The following is a 23,635-nucleotide window of genomic DNA, read 5'->3' as shown; positions in this document are numbered from 1 at the left end:
ATGATTTTTGAAAAAAGAAAGGTACCACTCATGTTCTTCGTGGGCATGGTCTTTCTCTATTTTCCCTTTTACTATGCCCAGTATAGTCCCAATCCGACGGCAGTTGTCCTAGCGACTATTCTCTTTGCCTTGGTTTATTGCTCCCTCTTTTATACCGACCACAAGCTCTATTCCATGCTGGCTTGGTTTTACCTGATTGGCTATATCGCCGTCATGAGTTTTTGGGGCAATCTGCAATTTTCCCTCTTCATCTTTAACCTGTCCAATATGCTGGGCTGGTATTATAAAGAGAATCGACCGACCTATCGGACGGTGTCCTACGGGCTTTTGTTGCTGGCTATTATCCTATGGGCTCTCTTTGGCCCTGTTCCTTTTGAGATGAGAGCCTTTGCACTTGTTATCCACTTTTTCGGCTTGGCCTTGCTGATTTTCAGCTGGATTGAGACCAAGCGGGCAGCCCTTCAGCAACGCCTACAGGAGCAGAATGCTTCCATTAACCTCTTGCTAGCTGAGAACGAACGCAACCGTATCGGTCAGGACTTACACGACACCCTGGGCCATGTCTTTGCCATGCTATCTGTCAAGGCCGAGTTGGTCCAGACACTTTTAGACCATGATCAGATAGACCAGGCCAAGAAGGAGGTGGCAGACCTTCAGACCTTGGCTAAGGACTCCATGCAGGAGGTCCGTCAGATTGTCCAGTCCCTCAAGCAGCATACCGTGGCAGAGGAACTCCAGATTTTGCAGCAGATGTTGGACTTGGCAGGAGTGGATTTGGTCGTCTTGGGCGGGGAAATAGCAGAGCAGCTCAGCTTGCCCGTCCAGAACAAGCTGGCTATGGTGCTGAGAGAGTTGGCCAATAACCTGCTCAAGCACAGCCAGGCTAGCAAATGCCGTTTGGTTTTTGAAAAAGACCAGCAAGAATTGGTTTTGCACTACGAAGACAACGGTGTGGGTTTTACCCAGTTGACTGGTCAGGAATTGCATACCATAAAGGACAGGTTGGTAACGGTGAAAGGCAGTTTGGAGTTTCTTTCTCTGGCAAATCCCACCCGCCTGTCCATCCGAATTCCGTTTGAGGAGGTGGTAGAATGAGAATCTTAGTCGCAGAAGATCAAGCAATGCTGCGGGACGCCCTCTGTCAGCTCTTGGGTTTTCAAGATACGGTTGAGGCTGTTTTACAGGCAGAAAATGGCAGCCAGGCCATTGCTCTTTTGGAAAAAGAGCCAGTAGATGTGGTGTTATTAGATATAGAAATGCCTGAAAAGACGGGCCTAGATGTCTTGGAATGGGTGCGGGGGCAAGCCTTGCCTGTCAAGGTTGTCATCATGACCACCTTCAAGCGACCGGGCTATTTCGAGCGGGCGGTCAAGGCAGATGTGGATGCCTATGTGCTCAAGGAACGCTCCATCGCAGACCTCATGCGGACCATTGAAACGGTCTTGGCGGGGCGGAAGGAATATTCGCCAGAGTTGATGGACATTCTCCTAACCCAACGCAGTCCCTTGACCAACTTGGAAAGTCAACTACTCAAGCTAGTGGCAGAGGGTCTATCCAATAAAGAAATTGCCAGCCAGCTCCACCTGTCTGACGGGACAGTCCGAAACTACATGACCTCTATCCTGTCCAAGCTAGGTGCCGAAAACCGCACCGCCGCTGTTAAGGTGGCACAGGAAAAGGGCTGGTTGTAGTTGGTAGGAAATTTACTCCTCCCCTTGAAAATCTTCTGATATTTTGCTAAAATTTTCCTATGAAACGACTTTACGATGTGCAACAATTACTCAAACGGTTTGGTATAATTGTCTATATGGGCAACCGTCTCTACGATATTGAAATGATGCAGATAGAATTAAATAGAATCTATCAGGCAGGCGTCTTAGATCGGTTGGAATATATGGAAGCAGAGCTTGTTTTGAGGCGTGAACATCGTTTGGAATTAGAGTATCAGAAATCAAGGGAGAATGAGTGATGGAAACATTTTGGGTATTTTTAGTATTTTTGGCAGTATTGGGAGCCTGGATGGGTTTTAATTACTGGAGATTGCGTCGTGCAGCGACTGTGATTGATAATGCAGAATTTGCAGAAAAGATACACGGAGGTCAGTTGATTGACCTGCGAGACCCGAGTGAGTTTAATCGTAAGCATATCTTAGGCGCGAGAAATATTCCTTACCAGCAATTGCGCCAGTCTACAGCTGCTTTGCGTAAGGACAGACCTGTCTTAATCTATGAGAATGATCGTGGTCAGTTGGTAACGCCTGCAGCTCTTCATCTGAAGAAACAGGGCTTTAACGAAATCTATATTTTAAGCTATGGTCTAAACGGATGGAATGGTAAGGTAAAAACGACTAAGTAGCATTGTCAGTAGGCTAGAGTATTTTCTTATGTAATAAGACGGATAAGGGCAAAAATATGGAAAAGAAATTTGAAAAGTTGTCATTGGCAGAAATTGGCATTATTTCTTTTATGGGACTTATTTTATTGATTAGCTTAGGCGCTAGTTGGTATAAAAATGCCCAAAGCGAAACAAGTGATACAAAGACAGTACAGCAAGTGCCCAATCAGAAAAAAACGGTTGATACATTATTTCAGGATGCTGAGAATGCTGTCATTGTATTAGAAGGAACACATACTGAAGAGAAACTTGCAGAGGCACAATCTGCAGTAAACAAGGTTACGGATGCGACTAAAAAAGCAGCATTACAGAAACGGATTGACCGAGTAAAAGAGCTAGTGGGACAGCAGACAGATGCTCAAACACAGGCTAAGCTAAAAGCGGAGTTGGTCAGAGCGGAAGCAGCCCAAAAAGTAGCAGATGAGAAAAAAGTATCTGAAACAGGGACTAGTCAGTCAACGGACCTTGCTGAAGCTAGTGAGACCTCACAAGAATCCTATGTAGTGCCTAATCAAAATATATATGGAAATCAAAGTGTGAGTTCAACAAGCCAGTATACAAGCAGCGTGGCGTCAACTAGTACAAGTACTTCAGTCCCTCCGACTAGTGAAGGAGCGCCTGTGGTAGAGACTCCAACGGTTTCTGAAACACCGGCGGAAACGACGGATTCAACAACTAGCCTGGTTGAGTCAGTAGAAACAGTTCCAACAGCTGACGAGAGTTCGCCAGATAATCCGTAGGCTTTTTAGCTACGGGGTGTATTAGCATACTGGAAAAAATAGCTATTTGTATTTCAACACCAATTTTTTCTTGTAACGATCTAGTTTAAATACATACGATAAGAGTGAGGAATTTCGCGTAAAACAGAATTTCCTTGCTTTTTATTTTTATCATTTTGTTGAATAGTGCGAGAATGATTTCCTGCTATAGCGGTTGAGAGTGTATTTGATAGGAGGATGAAAAAGTTGGTGTAAAAAGGAAAGCAGGAAGTGCACTTGGTTTCAGCAACGAGCTTCATTTTTTGCTATAATATACCTTATGAGAATTGTATCGGGAAGCTATGGTGGAAGACCACTGAAAACGTTAGATGGAAAAACAACCAGACCGACATCGGATAAGGTCCGTGGAGCCATGTTCAATATGATTGGTCCCTATTTTGAGGGTGGTAGAGTTCTTGACTTGTACGCCGGCAGTGGTGGTTTATCTATCGAGGCTATATCTCGTGGCATGGAGTCAGCAGTTCTGGTTGAGCGAGATCGACGAGCACAAGCCATTATCCGTGAAAATATTGCAATGACTAAGGAAGCAGATAAATTTCAGCTTCAAGCAATGGAAGCTAGACAGGCTTTGAACAGTGTGGAAGGGCCTTTCGACCTGGTATTCTTGGACCCTCCTTATGCAGAGCAGGAAATTGAAGATGTGATAACAGAACTTTGTCGCCGTGACTTACTAGCAGATGATGTTATGGTAGTCTGCGAAACGGATAAGGCGGTCTCTCTTCCGGAGGAAATAGCAGAGCTGGGGATATGGAAAGAGAAACTCTACGGAATTAGTAAGGTAACAGTATATGTCAGATAAGATTGGATTGTTTACGGGCTCATTTGACCCCATTACCAATGGACACTTGGACTTAATTGAACGAGCGAGTGGACTATTTGATAAATTATATGTGGGAGTTTTTACCAATCCTAAAAAGGCAGGACTCTTGACAGGTTTGGAGAGAAAAGCCATTTTGGAGAAGCTTTTTGTAGGAATGGAGAATATCGAGGTCGTTCTGTCTGAAAATGAATTGGTAGTCGATGTAGCTAAGCGCTATGGAGTAACACATTTGGTCCGAGGATTGCGTAATGCGACCGATTTGGAATACGAGTCAAGTTTTGATTTTTACAATCGTCAGTTGGCGCCAGATTTGGAAACTATTTATTTAATCGCCAAGCCAGAGCTTAAGTTCGTATCATCCAGCCAGGTTCGAGAATTGCTGTATTTCAAACAGGATATAGGCCCTTATGTTCCAGAAATTGTTAGTGAGGAGATTAGAAAGAATGAAGAAAAATAGGAAGTTAACCTTAATTGCATCTATTGTTTTAGGAACTCTTTTGATTTGGTTTGCCGTTTTTGTTCGTCTGCCTTATTATTTGGAAAGTCCAGGTGGAGCTGCCGATATTCGTCAGGTACTAACGGTGAACAATCAAATAGACCAAGAGGATGGCTCTTACAACTTCACCTATGTATCAGTCCAACAAGCTACAGCTTTACAACTATTCGCTGCTCAGTTTGATCCCTATACAACAGTTCGTTCCTCTGAAGAGATGACAGGAGGGGCCGACAATGAAGAGTATTTTCGTATAGCACAGTTTTACATGGAGACATCGCAAAATATGGCGAAGTACCAAGGTTTGACCTTGGCAGGAAAAGAAGTCAATCTTGATTTCTTTGGTGTCTATGTACTTGCCTTGGCGGATGATTCGACCTTTAAAAAAGTTCTTAATATTGCCGACACTGTTGTGAGTATCAATGGAAAAACATTTGAGTCTTCTCCTGATTTGATTAAATATGTGAGTGGCTTGGAACTTGGAAGTGATGTAACAGTTGGTTATATTAGCGCTGGTCAGGAAAAATCTGCGGACGGTAAGATTATCAAATTGTCTAATGGCAAAAACGGAATAGGCATCACTCTTGTAGATCATACAGAGGTTCAAAGTTCGATTCCGATTGATTTCCAAACGGGAGATATTGGTGGTCCAAGTGCTGGTCTGATGTTTACACTTGCCATCTATACTCAACTCGCAGAGCCTGACTTACGTGATGGTCGAATTATTGCTGGTACGGGGACTATCGAACAGGATGGAAAAGTAGGTGACATTGGTGGGGCTGATAAGAAGGTATTATCTGCAGCCAAGGCTGGAGCAAGTATCTTTTTTGTACCAAACAATCCAGTTGATGAAGAGATTTTGAAAGAGGATCCAACAGCTAAAACCAACTATGAAGAGGCTAAAGAAGCTGCTGAAAAGGCAGGTTTGGACATTGAAGTTGTGCCTGTCAAGACAGCTCAGGATGCCATTGATTATTTGAAGAAAACGAAGGGCGAGTAAATCGTCCTTTTTTGCTAGAGAATAATATTATAATTGTCAGAAATTTCTCCTAAATGGTAAAGTAGGAGAATTTCCAGATAAATCGTGTTATAATGATAAGGTTAAGTGTGAGAATTTAGATTCTGACCAGATAGATTATTAATCAAATGATTTTTACGTATGAAGATTTTATAAGATAGGAGGACAAATGAAAAAAGAAATTTCACCTGAAATGTATAACTATAATAAATACCCCGGTCCGAGTTTTGCTCGTGTCGGAGATAAGGTTGTATCTGAAAATATTGAATTGGACCTTTTGGAAGATTACAAGAATGCTTTTGACCAGACGATTTTTGGTCAACGTTTTTCACAACTCATGCTCAAATTTGATTATATTGTGGGAGATTGGGGCAATGAGCAGCTGAGATTAAGGGGATTCTATACAGATGATAAAAATGTTAAATCAGACTTAAAAATCAGCCGCTTGGACGACTATTTGACGGAGTATTGTAATTTTGGTTGTGCTTATTTCGTCTTAGCCAATCCGAATCCACAAGACTTGCCTGCTGAGGAGGAGGATAGACCGCGTCGGAAGCGGAGTCGTTCTCGCAATCGGAACAGAAATCAGCAGCGGACGGAGCCTATTGCGCCAAAAGAAAACAAAAGTAATCGCAATGACCGTCAGAAAAAAGGGAAGCAGCAAAATAAACAGTCGGAACAGCGTCATTTTACTATGAAGAATGCTGGTGTTAAGGCGAGTCAAACAGAGCGTTCTCAAAAACGTGAGCGTAAGCAGAGCAAGCGTGAGATGAATGAAGTGAAGCGTAACTTTGTTATCCGCCAGAAATAGGGAGAAATATGAAACCATCAATTTATGCATTTAGTCAAGCCAATCTGGTTGATTGGATTTTAGAAAACGGAGAGAAGAAGTTCCGTGCCACTCAAATTTGGGAATGGCTTTACCGTTCTCGTGTCCAATCTTTTGCGGAAATGACCAACTTGCCAAAATCTTTGATTGAAAAGTTGGAAGAACATTTTGTAGTTAATCCGCTCAAGCAACGGATTGTACAGGAGTCTAAGGACGGTACTATCAAATACCTTTTTGAACTGCCAGATGGCATGTTGATTGAGACAGTTCTCATGCACCAGCACTATGGCCTTTCAGTCTGTGTAACGACACAAGTTGGCTGTAATATCGGCTGTACATTCTGTGCATCTGGATTGATTCCTAAGCAACGTGACTTGACTAGCGGTGAGATTGTGGCTCAGATTATGTTGGTACAAAAGTACTTGGATGAGCGCAATCAGAATGAGCGTGTTAGCCATATCGTTGTGATGGGGATTGGTGAGCCGCTTGATAACTACGATAATGTTATGACCTTCTTGCGAGTAGTTAATGACGACAAGGGCTTGGCAATTGGTGCCCGTCACATCACTGTTTCTACGTCAGGTTTAGCACCGAAAATTCGTGAGTTTGCACGTGAAGGTGTCCAAGTTAACTTGGCGGTATCTCTACATGCGCCAAATAATGACCTTCGTTCGAGCATTATGCGCATTAACCGCAAATTCCCTATAGAAGTTCTTTTTGAAGCAATCGAAGACTATATCAAAGTGACCAACCGCCGTGTGACTTTTGAGTATATTATGCTCAATGAGGTCAACGATGGAGTGGAACAGGCGCAGGAACTAGCTGATTTGACCAAGAACATCCGTAAATTGTCTTATATCAACTTGATTCCTTATAACCCAGTTAGTGAACATGACCAGTACAGTCGTTCAACCAAGGAACGTACTCTTGCTTTCTTTGATGTTTTGAAGAAAAATGGTGTTAACTGTGTCGTTCGTCAGGAACATGGTACAGATATTGATGCTGCCTGTGGTCAATTGCGCTCCAATACGCTCAAGAAAGACCGTGAAAAAGCACGTGCTCGTATTGCAGCCGCAAAAGCAAAGGCAGGTATTCGAGCATGAGAAAATTCTTCCAAGCAGATGGAAACTTGACCAAGCTAGGAAGACAGATTTGTAAGACCTTAGCTGGAGCCTATGCTCTGGCTATTGTTTTACTTTGTTTCCTACCTCAGACTTGGTACCCACAGTATAAGGATTTCTCGACCCCAGGAATTATTCAAATCGGCCGTCTCTATCTTTTACCAACTCCTTTCAACAGCATCGTTAACGGGGACAAGGTAGATAGTTTGGCGGACCTAGGGTGGATTTTCTTGCAAAACATCACTAATATTTTTCTACTTTTCCCTCTGATTTTTCTTCTTTTGTTTCTTAGGGAAGAATGGCGGAGCCTTCGAGCGGTGATTCGTTATAGTTTTTGTATCAGTCTTTTTATTGAATGCACACAATTACTACTGGATTTGCTGATTGATGCCCAACGCGTCTTTGAAATCGATGATTTATGGACCAATACAATGGGGGGAATACTAGCCTATTTTACCTATTCATTGATAAAGAGAGGGATAATCCTTTCCAAACAGGAGTCTTAGAACCTACCGTCACAGGTTCAGAATGTCCATCTAAGGCTATTGTTTAAGCTACATATCGTTATTTTTTTGAAATACAGTCAGTATTCCCTTAAAAATGACCTTGACTAGCTAAAGCTATCTTTGATATGAGGCTTCGCTCGTGAATACACTTTTTTAGAAAGTCACTTAAGCAGAGTGGCTTTTTGTTAGTTTTTAATGGATTCAGGCAATGGAAACTGAATTTTCAAATTGTTTAGAAAATTTCTAAAAATTACTTGACCATTTCGATTTTGTAACGTATAATTACAAGTAATCAGAAAAAGTAATAAACACTTTGTCTTTAGAGAGTCTATGGTTGGTGTGAATAGATGATAGAGGTTTATGAAATGGGCTGATGCCAAACAAGCATTCGTATCCATTTTATGGATTGTCTGGTTTAGTAAAGCGAGTTTGGTTCGATGAATTCGAAACAATGAGAATTCGGTCCGCACCCCTTATCGTGCGCCTCCTTGTTAGAGGAGAAAAAGTTATGGACTTTTCTAGTCGAGTCCATAAGTGAGGTGGCACCGTGTCCATTGACGCCCTCGCAGGATGTTTTTTCCTGCGTGGGCTTTTTCATTGTCTTTGTAGATTGCTTTTATATTTTGTCACGATCAGCTTGTCTAACTTGACTTATGTCTGGCCTTGGTCTCTTATCAAAAAAGCAATCTATTTCGATGATGATAGATATTACGAGGTAAGCAATATGAAACGATGGCGTAGCAATTAAGGATACGTAAAGAAGGATTAAACTCTTGACCTTATTGGTCTCTTGTAGCGAATGTTGAAAGAGGGAATTATATGACAGAAAAAGGTTATTTTGGACAGTTTGGTGGTAGTTTTGTACCAGAGCAAATTCAGGTTTTGCTGGATCAGTTGGAGGAAACGTTTGAACAGTACCGCAATGATCCAGAATTTTTGGCGGAATACCAAGCTTATCTGAAAGATTATGCTGGTCGTGAAACGCCGTTGTATTTTGCAGAATCCTTTACGAAAGAGCTAGGTGGAGCGAAAATCTATCTCAAACGGGAAGATTTGAATCACTTGGGCTCACATAAGTTAAACAATGTGCTGGGGCAAATTTTATTGGCAAAAAGAATGGGGAAAACTCGAGTGATTGCAGAAACTGGTGCTGGTCAACATGGGGTTGCGACTGCTGCTGTTGCGGCACGATTTGGTTTGGGCTGTGATGTTTATATGGGGGCAGAAGATGTCAAACGTCAACGGCTAAATGTTTTCCGAATGGAGATGATGGGGGCGCGTGTTCATGCTGTAACGGATGGCACTCAGACCCTGAAAGAGGCCGTTGATGCGGCATTCGGTGCATGGATGGCTGATTTAGATGCCTTCTATGTTTTGGGATCAGCAGTCGGTCCTCATCCTTATCCGACGATTGTCCATGAGTTTCAAAAGATTATTAGTCTAGAATCTCGCCGTCAGATTTTAGAAAAAGAAGGTCGTTTGCCAGACTACGTTATTGCCTGTGTGGGTGGTGGTTCCAATGCCATCGGTGCATTTTCTCAATATTTACCAGATGAGTCAGTCAAGCTTATCGGTGTAGAAGCTGCTGGTAAAGGTGTTGATACAGAGCTACATGCAGCGACTATGACTAAGGGAACAGTTGGTGTGGTTGATGGGATGAAGACAATCTCCCTCTTTGATGAAAATGGTGGAGTAGCACCTGTCTATTCTATCTCAGCTGGTTTGGACTATCCAGGTGTCGGTCCAGAGCATGCTCACTATAAGGAAACTGGTCGTGTTAATTATGTCGCAGCAACAGATGATGAGGCTGTTAATGCCCTTTTGACCTTAAGTCGTACAGAAGGAATTCTTCCAGCCATTGAATCTTCTCATGCGATTGCAGAAGCTATTCGATTAGCACCACAACTAGATAAAGATAAAATCATTATTATCAATGTTTCCGGTCGAGGAGACAAGGATGTGGCGGCTATTGCGGATTATTTGGGGAGTAGATAAAAGAAATCCCCTGACGGTTGCTTATCGTCAGGGGTTAATTTTTATACTCAATGAAAATCAAAATCAGACTTGCTCCAAAGGTTTGGGGAACCTTTGGAGGTTGGAGATAGAGCGAACCTGTTCGCTACAAAAAGGTTTGGGGAACCTTTGGAGGTTGGAGATAGAGCGAACCTAGTTCGTATCGATATGATGTAGATAAAATACTGTTCTTTTTATATTTCAAGGGAACAGGCTGAAAACCTCCACAGGAGCTTTTAGGTCATCAAATCAAGTCAACAACATCTGATTTTGATTTTCGAAGAGTATTATTTCCAAAAGTCATCAAAAATAGTAATTGGCAGGTGGCGTTTGTGAGCAGTTTTGTTCCACCATCCTTCGATAATGGTTTGGGCTTGAGGGTCGATGGTTTTGCCTTCGAGATAGTCGTCGATTTGGTCATAGGTAACACCAAGTGCGACTTCGTCAGCAAGGCCAGGTTTGTCTTCTTCCAAGTCTGCAGTAGGAACTTTGAGGTAGAGCTTTTCATCTGCCCCCAGTTCAGCTAGAAGCTGTTTTCCTTGGCGTTTGTTGAGGCGGAAGAGGGGGAGAATATCTGCACCGCCGTCGCCGTGCTTGGTAAAGAAACCAGTGATATTTTCAGCTGCATGGTCGGTTCCGATAACCGCCCCCTTGCGTTCTCCAGCGATAGCGTATTGGGCAATCATGCGCATGCGGGCTTTAGCATTTCCCTTATTAAAATCAGACATAGAAAGTCCATTTGCATTGACAGCCGCCACCATAGCATCGGTAGCTTCCTTGATGTTGATGGTTAAGCTGACATCTGGTTGAATAAAGGCTAGGGCTGCTTGGGCGTCGGACTCGTCAGCTTGCACACCGTAAGGGAGGCGGATAGCGATAAATTGATAAGAATCGTCACCTGTTTCCGTCCGCATTTCTTCCATAGTCAGCTGGGTCAAACGACCAGCCAAGGTCGAGTCTTGTCCACCCGAAATTCCCAAAACGTAGGTTTTCAAAAATGGGTGTTTTTTCAGGTAGTCTTTGAGAAAGTCGATGGAGCGACGGATTTCTTCTTTGGGGTCAATGCTTGGCTTGACACCTAATTCTTTGATGATTGTTTCCTGTAGGGTCATAACATACCTTTCTTAGATGGATTTGGTCTGAGTTTGTTTGCGAATACGATTGATGATGTTCATCTTATTATCCCAAACATCTTGTGCCAAGTCGACTGGATAGAGCTGTGGGTTGAGCACACGTTTGTATTCATCCCAGAGCTTGTCAAATTCTTGATTGGCATAGGTTTGAATTTCCGCTAGGCTTGGAAGTTCATAGACCTGTTTTCCTTTTTCGAAAATAGGAACTAGGAGAGGACGTGCATCAAAGTTCTCGATGGTTTTATTGATGTAGGTGTAAGTTGGATGGAACATATAGATATTATCCATCTGTGTGACGTCAGTGTCCGCAAAGGTGATGTAGTCCCCTTCTGATTTTCCTTTTTCTTTGGAGGTGATGCGCCAAACCTGTTTCTTACCAGGAGTGGAGACTTTTTCCGCATTAGAAGACAGCTTGATGGTGTCACGCATATTTCCATCTTCATCTTCGATGGATACAATCTTGTAGACAGCGCCCAAGGCAGGCTGGTCGTAGGCGGTGATGAGTTTGGTACCAACTCCCCAGACATCAATTTTTGCCTTTTGCATTTTAAGGTTGAGGATGGTATTTTCATCCAGGTCATTAGATGCGTAAATCTTCGCATCTGTAAAACCTGCATCATCTAATTGCTGACGAACTTTCTTGGAAATATAGGCCATATCGCCTGAATCAATCCGAACCCCTTTGAAGTTAATCTTATCTCCCATTTCTTTGGCAACCTTGATGGCTGCTGGAACACCAATACGAAGCGTATCATAGGTATCAACGAGGAAGACACAGTCATGATGGGTTTCAGCGTAGGCTTTGAAAGCCTTGTAATCATCTCCGTATGTTTGAACCAAGGCGTGGGCATGGGTACCAGCGACAGGGATGCCGAAGATTTTGCCAGCTCGAACATTGGAAGTCGCAGATGCTCCACCAATAAAGGCTGCTCGAGTCCCCCAGATAGCAGCATCCATTTCTTGGGCACGGCGAGTGCCAAATTCCATCAAGGGCTCATCTTCAATGACAGCCTTGATACGGCGAGCTTTTGTGGCAATCAGGGTTTGGTAGTTGACGATGTTTAAGAGGGCAGTTTCGATTAGTTGGCATTGTGCCAATGGTCCTTCGATTTGAAGAATAGGTTCGTTAGCGTAGACTAGGTCGCCCTCCTTAGCCGAACGGACAGTGAGAGTCATTTCCAATTGGGACAAGTAATCAAGGAAATCCTGCGGATAACCCAGTTCTGTCAGATAGTCAATATCTGTCTGGCTAAAGCTGAGATTGTTGAGGTAGTTTACAACGCGTTCCAAACCGGCAAATACAGCGTAGCCATTTTTAAAAGGTTGTGAACGGAAATAGACTTCGAATACAGCGTGTTTATTGTGGATGTTTTGGTCAAAATAGACCTGCATCATATTGATTTGATAAAGGTCGGTATGCAGGGTTAAACTGTCATCCTTAAATAGTGTCATAACGTTTCTCCTTTTGCCTTCCAATCAAGAAGGCACTCCAATTATTTTGATGGAGTTGAACTCTAATATGCCTTCTATTATAACAAAAAAATCGAGAAAAACTCGATTTAGATGCACAGAATGATAGGAATACTTGAAAGAAAAAGGAGTGGTACGTAGGGAATAGACTTGGGTTTGAAAATGGCGAAGACAAGAAGCCCTAGGAGGGAACTAATCTGGATAATCCAGAGGAGTTCTGTAAATCCACATATTAAGGCCAAACTTGCCAGATAGAGAAAATCACCAGAACCAATATTAATCTGCCATTTTTCGGTTAGATAGGCCAAGAGTAAAAAGCCACAGAAGAGCCAGTTGAGCTGGGAGAGTACCAGAGCTATAAAAGTAAAAACAAGCCAGACAGCAAAAGGATATTCCTGATGTTTGATGTCGTAAATGGTCAAAACTAGTCCTGCCAAGATGAGAATGGTTTCGGTTAGGTTTAGGATTTGAAAATGGCAGAGCAGGACAACTAGACCAGCTAAGAATTCTAGTCCCAGATACCAATAAGGTATCTTCGCCTTGCAGTAACGGCATTTGGATTTTGTTGAAAGCTGGGATAGGACTGGAATTAAGTCCCAGGCCTTGAGCCGTCGCTTGCAGGCATTGCAGTGACTAGAGGGGGCGATAATGGGCTGTTCAGGGAAACGGTCGATGACCAATCCCAGGAAGGAGCCGATAGAAGCTCCAAGGAAAAATAAGATAATTGTCTTCATACCTATTTATTCGTATTTGGGCAGGGAAAATGTGCGGTTTTTTAAAATTTTTTACAAAATTTCGATGGTGCTTTGGATAATACCGAAGGTGATAAGAGAATTCCGTATTTTTGCTTTGGTCTTGTCTGCTACAGCAGGATTTGTCAGTTTGACCGTCACAGTCGCACAATGTTCATATCCATCCATGGTCCAGACATTCAGTTGAGTGATTTCGTGAACATTTTCAAGAGCCAGGAGGACTCCTTTAACTTCTTCAAGATTTACTCCTTGCGGACTGGTTTCAAGTAAAATCTTAACATTGTTCCAAGCTTTTGGCAGGGCTTTGGAGAGGATGAAGATAGCAATACCGAGTGAGAGTAATGGGTCTAGAAAGTACCAATCAGTGAATTGAAGAATGATGGAAACAAGGATGACCGCCAGCCATCCCAAAATATCCTCTAAAAAGTGTAAGCTGAGAATGGATTCATTATGGCTATGGCCATTTTTTACAATACGAGAAGCAAAGAAATTGATGATGACAGCGATAATCCCAAGTATCAGCATCCCATCCTGATTGACAGGCTGGGGATGGAAAAGATTGGGAATGTTTTCTACAAGGATCAAGCTGGAGCCGATAATCAGAATGCTGGAAGTCAAGAGAGCAGCCAAAATATTCCATCTCTTGTAGCCAAAAGGATAGAACTTGTCAGCAGGTTTATTGGCATAGGTTTGCATGATGGCAGAGCTTCCGATGGCGAGGGCGTCACCCAAATCATGAACAGCATCTGCTAAGATGGCGCTGGAACCAAAGAGCCAGCCAAAGATAAACTCGATGATAGAAAAGCTGAGATTGAGGAGAAAAGCGATAAATGTATTTTTAGAAGATGACATGAGATTCCCTTTCTGTGTTATACTGTTTATAGGTTTATTATGTACTGTAATGAGCCAAAAAACTAGAAACAAGAGAAACGGTTTGTCTTTTTCTGAACAAATTGTTTGAAATGTACGAAAAATGGATAGACGAATTGCAAAAACAAAAAGAGCTATTTTTCAGGCTTTTTTGACCTTATTAAATGATAAAGGTTATGATGACATGCGCGTGCAGGATGTTATTGACCTGGCAGATGTGGGGCGTTCCACTTTCTATGCCCACTATGCCAGTAAAGAGGCTCTTTTGGAAGAACTTTGTCATGACCTCTTTCACCACTTATTTACAGGTCGTGAAGATGCGGATGTGAAGACTTTGTTGGCCCATATTTTCAAACACTTTCGGACCAATCAAGACCGAGTTGCCAGCCTTTTATTGTCCCGCAATGCCTATTTTCTAAGAGAACTGGAAGCGGAGCTGAAACACGACATTTTTCCAAAAGTGGTTGAAGACTACATGCAGGACAAGGGGAATCTTCCAGAGGATTTGCTGGTGCATTTTGTTGTGACCACTTTTGTGGAGACGGTCAGCTGGTGGTTGCAGCAACGCAAAAAGGTGGACGAAGCCACCTTGACCGAATATTATGTAAGATTATTAGCTTAAGGAGTGAAAATGCTTAGACCTTTACACATGGCCCATGCCTTTTTAGATGAGATTTTAACAGACCAGGACCTAGCGGTCGATGCGACGATGGGAAATGGTCATGACACGCTATTTTTAGCCCAACGAGCAGGAAAAGTTGTGGCCTTTGATATTCAGGAACAAGCCCTGGCCACAACGGCTGAAAAACTAGAAAAAGCTGGCTTGACCAATGCCCAATTGGTTTTGACAGGGCACGAAAACCTAGACAAGTATGTGGAGGAATGCAAGGCAGCAATTTTCAATCTGGGCTATCTTCCTTCGGCGGATAAGTCAGTTATTACCCTGCCTGCAACCACCCTTCAAGCTATTGAAAAAGTTCTTGACAGACTGGTGGTTGGAGGTCGCTTGGCTATCATGATTTATTATGGTCATGAGGGTGGAGCTCTTGAGAAAGATGCAGTCTTAGACTTTATCAGCCAGTTAGACCAGACTGTCTTTACCACCATGCTCTACAAACCGCTCAACCAAGTCAATACCCCACCGTTTTTGGTCATGGTGGAACGATTAAAATCCAGCTCAAACTAGGGCTGGATTTGTTTGTTATAATATGGGCTTAATGAACAATCTTCCCTCACCCAAGTCAATCAATTCCACCTGATTGCCATAAAAATCGCTGAGGAGTTCAGGTGTCAGGATGTCTTCTTTGGGTCCCTGTGCCAAGACCATGCCATCTTTGAGCAGGAGGACATGGGTGAAATTATCAGTGATTTCTTCGGCGTGATGGGTGACGTAGATAATGGCAGGAGCCGTTGGGAGTTGGCAGATATAGTCGATGTGGTGGAGCAGGCGTTCGCGAGCCAAAAGGTCTAAGCCCACAGTAGCCTCGTCCAAAATCAAAATAGCTGGCTCTTCCATCAAACTGCGGGCAATGAGCAGGAGTTGGCGTTCGCCCTGTGACAAACTAGCATAGGTCCGACCAATCAAGTGTTCAGCCTTAATGGTTTTGAGCATGTCTATGGCTTCATCCAATTCAGTTTGACCGTATTCACGGTAGAGGATGGAGGATTTGTACTTTCCAGTCAGGACAATCTGCTCAGCTGTCAAATCAATGGGAAAGCGTTCGGCAAGGAAAGAACCAACACTCCCAATCTTAGTGCGTAGGCTAGGGATATCTCCCTTACCAAACTCCACTCCAAGAACAGTCAGGTCACCAGATGTCTTCCAAAATTCAGCCATTAAAATGCGAAGTAGAGTTGACTTTCCAGCCCCGTTGAGTCCTAAAATAGCCCAACGCTCGCCTTTTCTAAATTCCCAGTTGATGTCTTCTAAAATAGTTTTACCTTGTCGTTTATAGTGAACATTCTTCATCGAAATAATCATAGTTACTCTCCTATTCCTTTTGATTATTGTAACATAAACAGACATGAGGGACTATTTATAACAAGAAATATGTTAAATTTTAGAATTTGTGGTATAATGGGAATGTTATAAATTTTATTATAGGAGAACATCATGGAAGACCCTGGTAGTCAGACCATCTATTTACAACTGTTAATTTTATTCTTATTGACTCTGTTCAATGCCTTCTTTTCAGCCTCAGAAATGGCCCTTGTATCCCTCAATCGTTCTCGAGTGGAACAAAAGGCCGCAGACGGTGAGAAGAAATATATTCGCTTGCTTCAAGTTTTAGAGAATCCTAACAATTTTCTATCAACCATTCAGGTCGGTATTACCTTCATCTCCATCCTTTCAGGTGCCAGCTTGGCTAATGATTTGGGAGCTGTATTTGCCAAATGGATGGGGAATTCAACAACAGCGCAAACCGCAGGATACTGGCTTGCACTGGCTATGTTGACCTTCGTTTCAATCGTTCTTGGCGAATTGTATCCTAAGCGGATTGCCATGAATATGAAGGAAAATCTGGCGGTAGTCACTGCACCAGTGATTATTTTCCTTGGAAAAATTGTTAGTCCGTTCGTGTGGTTATTATCAGCTGCAACGAATCTTATCAGCCGTATTACTCCTATGAATTTTGATGATGCGGATGAGCAAATGACACGGGATGAAATTGAATATATTTTGACAAAGAGTGAGAAAACCTTAGATGCCGAAGAAATCGAAATGCTTCAAGGTGTGTTCTCTTTAGATGAGCTGATGGCACGTGAAGTAATGGTTCCCCGTACGGATGCTTTCATGGTGGATATTGAGGATGATACAGCAACCATCATGGCAGCTATCCTCAAGCAGAATTTTTCACGTATCCCTGTTTATGATGGCGATAAGGACAATATCATTGGTCTGATTCATACCAAGAAAATCTTGTCAGAAGCTTTCAGTAATGGCTTTGACAATCTCAACATCCGCCGAATTATGCAGGAGCCTCTCTTCGTTCCTGAAACGATTTTCGTGGATGATTTGTTGACATCATTGCGAAATACCCAAAATCAAATGGCCATCTTGTTAGATGAGTATGGTGGAGTTGCAGGTCTCGTTACCTTGGAAGATTTGCTGGAAGAAATTGTCGGAGAAATCGATGATGAGACCGATAAGACAGAAATTTTTGTTCGAGAAATTGCTGACAACACCTATATCGTCCAAGGGAATATGACCTTAAATGACTTCAATGAGCATTTTGAGATGGAGTTGGAAAGTGATAACGTTGATACGATTGCTGGTTATTATCTGACAGGAGTCGGTACCATTCCGAGTCAAGACGAGAAAGTTTCCTTTGAAGTGGATAGTAAAGATCACCACCTGGTTCTTATTAACGATAAGGTAAAAAATGGTCGCGTAACAAAATTAAAACTCTTGATTACACCACTGGAGAAAGAAGAAACCGATAAGGACTAGGGCAACCTAGTCTTTTAGCTTTTTTCTTACGGAAGATGATAGTTATGAAAGAAAGTAAATGATAGAAGCGTTTTCATTTTTGTGATATACTAGTCTTAGAAAATGATGAGGATGAGATGATGACAGAAATTGATTATCGTAAAGTGACAGGTTTGGTTCATTCAACAGAGAGTTTTGGTTCGGTTGATGGCCCAGGGGTACGTTTTGTAGTCTTTATGCAGGGCTGTCACATGCGTTGCCAGTATTGCCATAACCCAGATACTTGGGATCTTGTCAATCCAGCAGCGACTGAGAGAACGGCAGAAGATGTCTTGAATGAAGCCCTGCGTTTTCGTATGTTTTGGGGCAAGGAAGGTGGCATAACCGTTTCTGGTGGCGAGGCGACCATTCAGATAGACTTTTTGATTGCTCTCTTTACCTTGGCCAAAGAAAAAGGTATCCATACAACCTTGGATACCTGTGCTCTAACTTTCCGTTCGACCGAGCGTTATTTGGAAAAATATAATCGCTTGATGGAAGTAACAGATTTGGTGCTTTTGGATATTAAAGAGATTAATTCTGATCAGCATCGAATTGTTACAGGTCACAGTAATAAGACTATTTTAGAGTGCGCCCGTTACCTATCAGATATCGACAAGCCTGTATGGATTCGCCATGTCTTGGTGCCTGGCTTGACGGACAGAGATGAAGACTTGATTGAATTGGGAAAATTTGTCAAAACGTTGAATAATGTGGAGCGTTTTGAGGTGCTACCTTATCACAATCTTGGTGAATTTAAGTGGCGCGAATTAGGAAGACCTTATCCACTAGAGGGGACCAAGCCCCCAACGAAGGCTCGAGTGGAAAATGCAAAGGCCTTGATGGAGACAGAGACCTATCAGGAGTACTTGAATAGAATCAAGGGATAATAGTGAGAGGTCGGAGATTGATGCGAAAAATATTTAATGTGTTAGGGACAAGTATCACTTGTCTCTTGTTTATTGGGCTTATGCTAGGCTTGTTTTTTTTAGGAATTCGAATACAAAAGGAGCAAACCAAAGTTGTTTCGACATCGTCTAGCCAAGAAATATCTGCTAGGGACAAAGTGATTACAAATTATCTACATCAGATGACCTTAGAAGAAAAGGTCGGACAGATGATCTTTGCTCGAATGCCATCTGCAGGACAAACTGAGACATTGGAAACCTATCATTTTGGGGGCTATATCTTATTTGCAAGTGATTTTGAAGGTAAGACACTGGAGCAGGTTAAAGAAGAGATTGCTTCTTATCAATCCCTTTCAAAAGTACCGCTATTAATGGCTTCAGATGAGGAAGGTGGGACGGTAACTCGGATTAGTCAACTTCTGGAAACACCTTTTGCATCACCCTTGGAATTGTACCAATCTGGCGGCATTGAGGCGATTTTGTCGGATGCCAAGCAGAAAACCAGTCTTTTAAAAGGTGAGGGGATTTATGCTGGCTTCTTCCCAGTTGCTGATTTATCCACCGATCCATCATCTTTTATCTACGACAGGACCATTGGACAGGATGCGAAAACCACCTCAGACTATATTGGTCAATTGGTTTCATTGTTGAAAGAGGAACAATTTGCTTCGACCTTGAAGCACTTCCCGGGCTATGGGGACAATGCAGATTCGCATACGGATTTGGTCTATGACAATCGCAGTTTAGAAGAATTACGGGCTAATGATTTTCTTCCGTTTAAGGCTGGTATTGAAGCAGGAGCTGACTCCATTATGGTCAGTCACAATATCGTACCTGCCATTGATGATGTCCCATCATCCATTTCACCTGAAATAAATAAAATCCTTCGGAATGAGCTTGGTTTTGAGGGTGTCATAATGACGGATGATTTTGATATGCTAGGTCTATCGCAATTCGTTGATCAAAATTCGGGTGCCTTGCAGACCATTCAGGCTGGGACAGATATGATTTTATCTTCTAGTTATGCAAGTCAAGTTCCTTATATTGTAGAACAAGTTAAGAATGGAACCATCACAGAGGAACGGATCAACCAATCCGTCAAACGGATTTTGGGAATGAAATATGATCTTGGTTTGATTCAATAAAATACGGAACAATAGATTTTTACAAAAAAATACAGACAGATTTATGCTGATTTTTAGCTCAGCTTGAAACTGTCTGTATTTTTTATTACTGAAGTTCGGTTATGCTACAGTAGGTCAGATTTGGAACTGAAATGTAGTTTTTCTAGTACAAAAATGGAACTAAGGGACTTTAATTCTAACTTTTGTTCTTATTGTCCGTAATCATATTGATTATAACTTTTTGAAAATGAATTTAAAACATCTTCGGGCGTATCATTATATGGTGTCGTTGATTCGAGCACACCTTTTACGATGATACGTTCAGTTGCATTAATATCTGTACATGTTACTAAGGTAACTTCTGTTCTGCCCTCTACGTCATCAATTACATAGACACTTTCGGGCGAAACAATTTCTACACTGTCAATGACATAGGTATAGACATTATTTTTATCCGTTACATAGATTTTCATTCCATTTTGCGCTCGATCCAATGGTGAGAATAGGACATCTGCTGCACCGGTAACACCGAAGATATGATGGCTAGCTAAGGAATAATTTCCTTTCCCCATTTCTTGGTTCTCTTTCATAGTCCCAGCACCATACATTAGGGAAACATTTGATACTCCCTTAAAGATTGGTAGATTAATGCCGAGTTCTGGAATTGAGACACCACCGATTACTGGTAATTGTTGGTCATCCCACTGTGCTGACAAAACATCTTCAGTTGAAATAGACTGTACTTGTTCAAAATCAAATGTTGTTTCTGCTTGTTTATTTTTCTCAATATCATCAGCTGAAACTTTAGTAATTTGGTATTTATTTGTGTTCCAGCCGATAATGTAATTCCTGATGGATGTGTTGAAAATTAAGGCTAGCGATACCATAACCAGTAGCACGGTTAGTAAGTTCCATAATAGTGCACTTTTTCTTTTCTTTTTATTTCCATGTGACATGTAGATGCTTCTTCTTTCTATGTAAGTTATTCTAATTTGAAATGTGTTTTTATACCATCCACATCGACAAAGGCTGCAGAACTATTCATTCTTTCTACCTTTAAGTTTGCAGCTGTGGCACGTTCTAGGGTTGCTTCAAAATCTGCTGGGCTAGAGTAGATGACTGTGTAGTAGGCAAGTCCTGGCATACCTTCTATTCGTGTTTGGAGATGTTTTCCACCCCATTCGTTGACAGCTAGGTGGTGATGGTAGTCGCCTGAGGCTAGCCAGGCTGCAGATGGGACGGAGAATTTATCCTCGACAGCTAGGACTTCTTGGTAAAATCGGCTAGAAGCAGCGCTTTCTCGGACAGATAGATGGACATGACCCATGCGACTGCCAGCTGGCATCTGATAGGCTGCGTTAGCTTTTTTCCCTAAAGAATAGATCGTTTCTGCATCCATAGGTTCAGTAATGCCGACGATGCGGCTGTCCGGGCGGACATCCCAAGTGTCTTGAGGCAGGTCGCGGTAAATCTCGATGCCATTGCCCTCGGTGTCGGCTAGGTAAATGGCTTCGCTGTAACCGTGGTCGCTGGCGCCTTGGAGGGGAACTTTGTTGTCGATAAAGTGGCGGAAAATGGTGCCTAAGTCCTCTCGGCTAGGTAGGACAATAGCCAAGTGGTAGAGTCCGTAGCTGTGGCTGACTTCGCCTTTCTGCTCTGTTTGAATCAGGCGGACAAGGGTGGTTTTTCCAACGCCAAGATCAATCTGAGTTGAACTCTGGGAGAGAATCTGAAGTCCTAATACCTGCTGGTAAAACAGGCTTTGGAGTTCCAGATTGCGAACATTGAGGGCAACTAGGCCAAGTTCAAATTGGGAATTGTACATAGGAATACCTGGCTTTCTGATACAATTTATAGGAATTTTCGAGTTGCTTAGTATCTTTTGGTGAAGTAATGTGTGACGAATAGACTTTTGAAAATTGATTTTTATCTCATAGCTTTCTCAACAAGTGCGCTATCTACGATTTGGATAAAGTGTGTAATTCTATTTTCAGCATTAAAATCGTAAATATGGACAAAGTCTGCTTGAAAGGATTTCTCAGTAAGGTTGTAGGTCCCCTTGTAGTAGCCATAAACCATGACACGGTTTCCTGAAAAGGCGTAATCAACAGGTGTGGCACTATAATTGGTCCATTCAGAACCTAGTCTTGCATGGACGTTTTCAATCACTGCATCTGGACCGATATAGGTACCAGCATAGGGAAAGCCTGCAGCTTCTGTCCAAGAGACATCAGCAGCCAAATGGCTCTTGAAATCTTCTATTCGACCTTGAGCAGTAGCTAGATAAGTTTCTTCTAAAATATTTTTATATAATTGATTGTTTGACATACATTACCCCCATGGCATTTCACCGGTTAAGACTTTAGCACTCAATTCTAAGACTGCCTCGTTACGAAGATTAGGGAATTTTTCTTTCATTTTAGCGATAAAAGTAGCTGAGTCTTTGACTTCTTTTTTTAATTTGATTGCTACTTCAATATAGGCGATAGAAAAATCAAGTGCTTGAGAATCAAATGAACTTTCACTATCTGCATGACCTGGAATAATGAGAGAGGCATCCAGTGCCTTCATATCTTTTAATCGATCTTGCCAGGCTTTCAATTGCTCGGTAGTTTGTGAATCTGCTAAGAAGAGGTGAATTTGATTAAAGGTATTGATACCGCCAATAATGGTTTTGGTTTCTGCATTCCAAAGATTGATTTGACTTGGTTCACTACCGAAAAATTCCCATTTATCACCTTCAAATTCTAATGTAGACTCTTGAATGAGTGCTGGTAAAATAATATTTTTAGGAGCTTGGTCACCTAAAGAGTCTCCCCATACCTGTAATTTTTTTGATACTGTTTTTAAAATATGGTCGATAACATAAGACGTTGCATAGACAATGGCTTCTGGGAATGATTTTTTGATAGGCTCAAGAGCAAAATAATAGTCTGGATCCCCTTGAATGATAAAGATTTTTTCTAATGTCAGTTGCGCGTCTTGTAGATAGCGAACAATTCGCTCTCCTTCTGATTGTTTAAACCCTGAACCTACAAGGAGAGCCTTGCCATTTTTAATGATTAAGGTCGCCGTAACCATAAAACTTGATTCGTCATTTGTAAAGATGTGTAATTCTGTTCCATTTTGTAGCTTATAATGTTTTTCCATAAATAGTTGTCCTTTCTATTGCGTAATAGCTGCTTGGAAATTTTTTTCCAAATCGTCTACTGTGCGAACTTTATTGATAAGATTAAAGAAGTTCCCGTCTTTTTCAAGTAACAAGGTTGGGAAAGAGGTTACCCCCATTTCATAAGCCTTGATAAAGTCTGGGTGTAGATTTTCTGGTTGATTCAAGATGCTTGATAGTTCTTCCATAGCCTTTGTAGGTAACTGATAGCTACCAATTAGGCTGGTGTAACTGTCTGCTTGACTGAGGTCTAACCCATCTTCAAAAAATAAGGCTTGAATGTCTAATGTTAGCTGAGCATGGTTAGGTGTCTCAACATAGTTTTTCAAGACTGAGTAGGCTCTAGCAGGACCAAGGGAGTCCATGGTAAAGTCCTTATCCTTAAACAATTGATTGTAGTTATCGCCAAAAGACATTTGGTAATAGCTTTCGATTTGTTTGTTGATGGTCTGTGCCTGCTGGAAATCAACCATTTTCTTTTTGTTATCTCCGACAAACAAGCCTCCGTTAATGACCTCTATTTCTATGTCGGGATGGTCTTGCATGAATTTTGTGAAAATGTGGTTAAAGCCGTAGGTCCAACCACAATAAGCATCGATGATGTAATATAGTTTCATTTTATTTTTCTTTCATCTTATTTTCTTGGTTTTTGATTAGAATTTACCATTGCTATTGGCAGCTTTGGAATCTTCCTCGATTGGTACAACAACATCCCAGAGTTCTGCAATTTTATCATCTTCAACTCGATAAAAATCATAGAAGGATGT

General features: G+C 42.0%; 27 protein-coding genes. 17 read left to right on the top strand and 10 right to left on the bottom strand.

Annotated features, from left to right (window positions below; all coding sequences use genetic code 11):
- From NOL38_RS03040 to trpB, 12 genes are all read left to right on the top strand, one after another.
- Positions 1 to 1,095, top strand: a complete 1,095-nt coding sequence (locus NOL38_RS03040; protein ID WP_277941329.1) for a sensor histidine kinase — start codon at positions 1 to 3, stop codon at positions 1,093 to 1,095.
- The gene (locus tag NOL38_RS03035; protein ID WP_277941328.1) at positions 1,092 to 1,691 is read left to right on the top strand and encodes a response regulator transcription factor; all 600 of its coding nucleotides are present in this window, start codon (positions 1,092 to 1,094) and stop codon (positions 1,689 to 1,691) included. The genes NOL38_RS03040 and NOL38_RS03035 overlap by 4 nt, the downstream gene beginning before the upstream one ends.
- Positions 1,692 to 1,750: 59 nt before the next feature.
- Positions 1,751 to 1,969: a YqgQ family protein gene (locus NOL38_RS03030; RefSeq protein ID WP_004194736.1), complete on the top strand. Its 219-nt coding sequence runs from the start codon at positions 1,751 to 1,753 to the stop codon at positions 1,967 to 1,969.
- Positions 1,969 to 2,355, top strand: a complete 387-nt coding sequence (locus tag NOL38_RS03025) for a rhodanese-like domain-containing protein (protein ID WP_004194735.1) — start codon at positions 1,969 to 1,971, stop codon at positions 2,353 to 2,355. The genes NOL38_RS03030 and NOL38_RS03025 overlap by 1 nt, the downstream gene beginning before the upstream one ends.
- A 56-nt stretch (positions 2,356 to 2,411) precedes the next feature.
- The gene (locus NOL38_RS03020; RefSeq protein WP_277941327.1) at positions 2,412 to 3,134 is read left to right on the top strand and encodes a serine protease; all 723 of its coding nucleotides are present in this window, start codon (positions 2,412 to 2,414) and stop codon (positions 3,132 to 3,134) included.
- Positions 3,135 to 3,432: 298 nt separating this feature from the next.
- Complete coding sequence (gene rsmD, locus NOL38_RS03015) at positions 3,433 to 3,972, top strand: 16S rRNA (guanine(966)-N(2))-methyltransferase RsmD (protein WP_172064276.1); 540 nt, start codon at positions 3,433 to 3,435, stop codon at positions 3,970 to 3,972.
- Positions 3,962 to 4,450, top strand: a complete 489-nt coding sequence (gene coaD / locus NOL38_RS03010) for a pantetheine-phosphate adenylyltransferase (protein ID WP_002939048.1) — start codon at positions 3,962 to 3,964, stop codon at positions 4,448 to 4,450. Before rsmD ends, coaD begins: the two co-directional genes overlap by 11 nt.
- Positions 4,437 to 5,486 carry a SepM family pheromone-processing serine protease gene (locus tag NOL38_RS03005; RefSeq protein WP_172017115.1) on the top strand — a complete coding sequence of 350 codons (1,050 nt, stop codon included), beginning with the start codon at positions 4,437 to 4,439 and terminating at the stop codon, positions 5,484 to 5,486. Before coaD ends, NOL38_RS03005 begins: the two co-directional genes overlap by 14 nt.
- 187 nt (positions 5,487 to 5,673) lie before the next feature.
- Positions 5,674 to 6,315 carry a YutD family protein gene (locus tag NOL38_RS03000; RefSeq protein WP_014638483.1) on the top strand — a complete coding sequence of 214 codons (642 nt, stop codon included), beginning with the start codon at positions 5,674 to 5,676 and terminating at the stop codon, positions 6,313 to 6,315.
- An 8-nt stretch (positions 6,316 to 6,323) separates the two neighbouring features.
- Positions 6,324 to 7,436, top strand: a complete 1,113-nt coding sequence (gene rlmN, locus NOL38_RS02995; RefSeq protein ID WP_012028433.1) for a dual-specificity RNA methyltransferase RlmN — start codon at positions 6,324 to 6,326, stop codon at positions 7,434 to 7,436.
- Entirely contained in the window at positions 7,433 to 7,960 is a 528-nt protein-coding gene (locus NOL38_RS02990) for a VanZ family protein (RefSeq protein WP_002942846.1), read from the top strand. Before rlmN ends, NOL38_RS02990 begins: the two co-directional genes overlap by 4 nt.
- 819 nt (positions 7,961 to 8,779) lie before the next feature.
- Positions 8,780 to 9,955 carry a tryptophan synthase subunit beta gene (trpB, locus tag NOL38_RS02985; RefSeq protein ID WP_277941326.1) on the top strand — a complete coding sequence of 392 codons (1,176 nt, stop codon included), beginning with the start codon at positions 8,780 to 8,782 and terminating at the stop codon, positions 9,953 to 9,955.
- Positions 9,956 to 10,260: 305 nt separating this feature from the next.
- On the opposite strand, the gene nadE is transcribed toward trpB, so the two are convergent.
- From nadE to NOL38_RS02965, 4 genes are all read right to left on the bottom strand, one after another.
- Positions 10,261 to 11,085 carry an NAD(+) synthase gene (nadE, locus tag NOL38_RS02980; protein ID WP_277941325.1) on the bottom strand — a complete coding sequence of 275 codons (825 nt, stop codon included), beginning with the start codon at positions 11,083 to 11,085 and terminating at the stop codon, positions 10,261 to 10,263.
- Positions 11,086 to 11,097: 12 nt separating this feature from the next.
- On the bottom strand, positions 11,098 to 12,558 hold the full coding sequence (locus tag NOL38_RS02975) for a nicotinate phosphoribosyltransferase (RefSeq protein ID WP_277941324.1): 1,461 nt from the start codon (positions 12,556 to 12,558) through the stop codon (positions 11,098 to 11,100).
- Between the two features lie 107 nt (positions 12,559 to 12,665).
- Complete coding sequence (locus tag NOL38_RS02970; RefSeq protein ID WP_024414003.1) at positions 12,666 to 13,310, bottom strand: prepilin peptidase; 645 nt, start codon at positions 13,308 to 13,310, stop codon at positions 12,666 to 12,668.
- Positions 13,311 to 13,361: 51 nt separating this feature from the next.
- Positions 13,362 to 14,180, bottom strand: a complete 819-nt coding sequence (locus NOL38_RS02965; RefSeq protein ID WP_277941323.1) for a cation diffusion facilitator family transporter — start codon at positions 14,178 to 14,180, stop codon at positions 13,362 to 13,364.
- Between the two features lie 121 nt (positions 14,181 to 14,301).
- On the opposite strand from NOL38_RS02965, the gene NOL38_RS02960 reads away from it, so the two are divergent.
- Both NOL38_RS02960 and mnmM read left to right on the top strand, forming a co-directional pair.
- The gene (locus tag NOL38_RS02960; RefSeq protein WP_024378110.1) at positions 14,302 to 14,820 is read left to right on the top strand and encodes a TetR/AcrR family transcriptional regulator; all 519 of its coding nucleotides are present in this window, start codon (positions 14,302 to 14,304) and stop codon (positions 14,818 to 14,820) included.
- A 9-nt stretch (positions 14,821 to 14,829) separates the two neighbouring features.
- Entirely contained in the window at positions 14,830 to 15,384 is a 555-nt protein-coding gene (gene mnmM, locus NOL38_RS02955; protein ID WP_105142921.1) for a tRNA 5-(aminomethyl)-2-thiouridylate-methyltransferase MnmM, read from the top strand.
- 15 nt (positions 15,385 to 15,399) lie between these two features.
- Here mnmM and NOL38_RS02950 read toward each other — a convergent pair whose 3' ends face one another.
- A complete protein-coding gene (locus NOL38_RS02950; RefSeq protein ID WP_277941322.1) occupies positions 15,400 to 16,179 on the bottom strand; it encodes an ABC transporter ATP-binding protein in 780 nt (259 codons plus the stop codon).
- Between the two features lie 132 nt (positions 16,180 to 16,311).
- Here NOL38_RS02950 and NOL38_RS02945 point away from each other — a divergent pair, with 132 nt between their 5' ends.
- The 3 genes from NOL38_RS02945 to NOL38_RS02935 all read left to right on the top strand — a co-directional run bounded on the left by NOL38_RS02945 (position 16,312) and on the right by NOL38_RS02935 (position 19,720).
- On the top strand, positions 16,312 to 17,649 hold the full coding sequence (locus tag NOL38_RS02945; protein ID WP_002942867.1) for a hemolysin family protein: 1,338 nt from the start codon (positions 16,312 to 16,314) through the stop codon (positions 17,647 to 17,649).
- Between the two features lie 116 nt (positions 17,650 to 17,765).
- Positions 17,766 to 18,557, top strand: a complete 792-nt coding sequence (pflA, locus tag NOL38_RS02940) for a pyruvate formate-lyase-activating protein (protein WP_277941321.1) — start codon at positions 17,766 to 17,768, stop codon at positions 18,555 to 18,557.
- Positions 18,558 to 18,577: 20 nt separating this feature from the next.
- Complete coding sequence (locus NOL38_RS02935) at positions 18,578 to 19,720, top strand: glycoside hydrolase family 3 protein (protein WP_277941320.1); 1,143 nt, start codon at positions 18,578 to 18,580, stop codon at positions 19,718 to 19,720.
- Positions 19,721 to 19,908: 188 nt separating this feature from the next.
- Here NOL38_RS02935 and NOL38_RS02930 read toward each other — a convergent pair whose 3' ends face one another.
- The 5 genes from NOL38_RS02930 to NOL38_RS02910 all read right to left on the bottom strand — a co-directional run bounded on the left by NOL38_RS02930 (position 19,909) and on the right by NOL38_RS02910 (position 23,485).
- Entirely contained in the window at positions 19,909 to 20,655 is a 747-nt protein-coding gene (locus tag NOL38_RS02930) for a class A sortase (protein WP_277941319.1), read from the bottom strand.
- A 26-nt stretch (positions 20,656 to 20,681) separates the two neighbouring features.
- Complete coding sequence (locus NOL38_RS02925) at positions 20,682 to 21,524, bottom strand: VOC family protein (RefSeq protein WP_277941318.1); 843 nt, start codon at positions 21,522 to 21,524, stop codon at positions 20,682 to 20,684.
- A 101-nt stretch (positions 21,525 to 21,625) separates the two neighbouring features.
- Positions 21,626 to 22,027 carry a nuclear transport factor 2 family protein gene (locus NOL38_RS02920; RefSeq protein ID WP_172004800.1) on the bottom strand — a complete coding sequence of 134 codons (402 nt, stop codon included), beginning with the start codon at positions 22,025 to 22,027 and terminating at the stop codon, positions 21,626 to 21,628.
- Between the two features lie 3 nt (positions 22,028 to 22,030).
- Positions 22,031 to 22,849 carry an MBL fold metallo-hydrolase gene (locus NOL38_RS02915; RefSeq protein ID WP_277941317.1) on the bottom strand — a complete coding sequence of 273 codons (819 nt, stop codon included), beginning with the start codon at positions 22,847 to 22,849 and terminating at the stop codon, positions 22,031 to 22,033.
- Positions 22,850 to 22,864: 15 nt separating this feature from the next.
- A complete protein-coding gene (locus tag NOL38_RS02910; protein WP_172081149.1) occupies positions 22,865 to 23,485 on the bottom strand; it encodes a thioredoxin domain-containing protein in 621 nt (206 codons plus the stop codon).
- Positions 23,486 to 23,635 lie beyond the last annotated feature (150 nt).

The organism is Streptococcus suis (genome assembly GCF_029616525.1).
GTDB lineage: Bacteria > Bacillota > Bacilli > Lactobacillales > Streptococcaceae > Streptococcus > Streptococcus suis_AF.
Note: the sequence above shows the minus strand (reverse complement) of the source record. Positions and strands in the feature narration are given on the sequence as shown.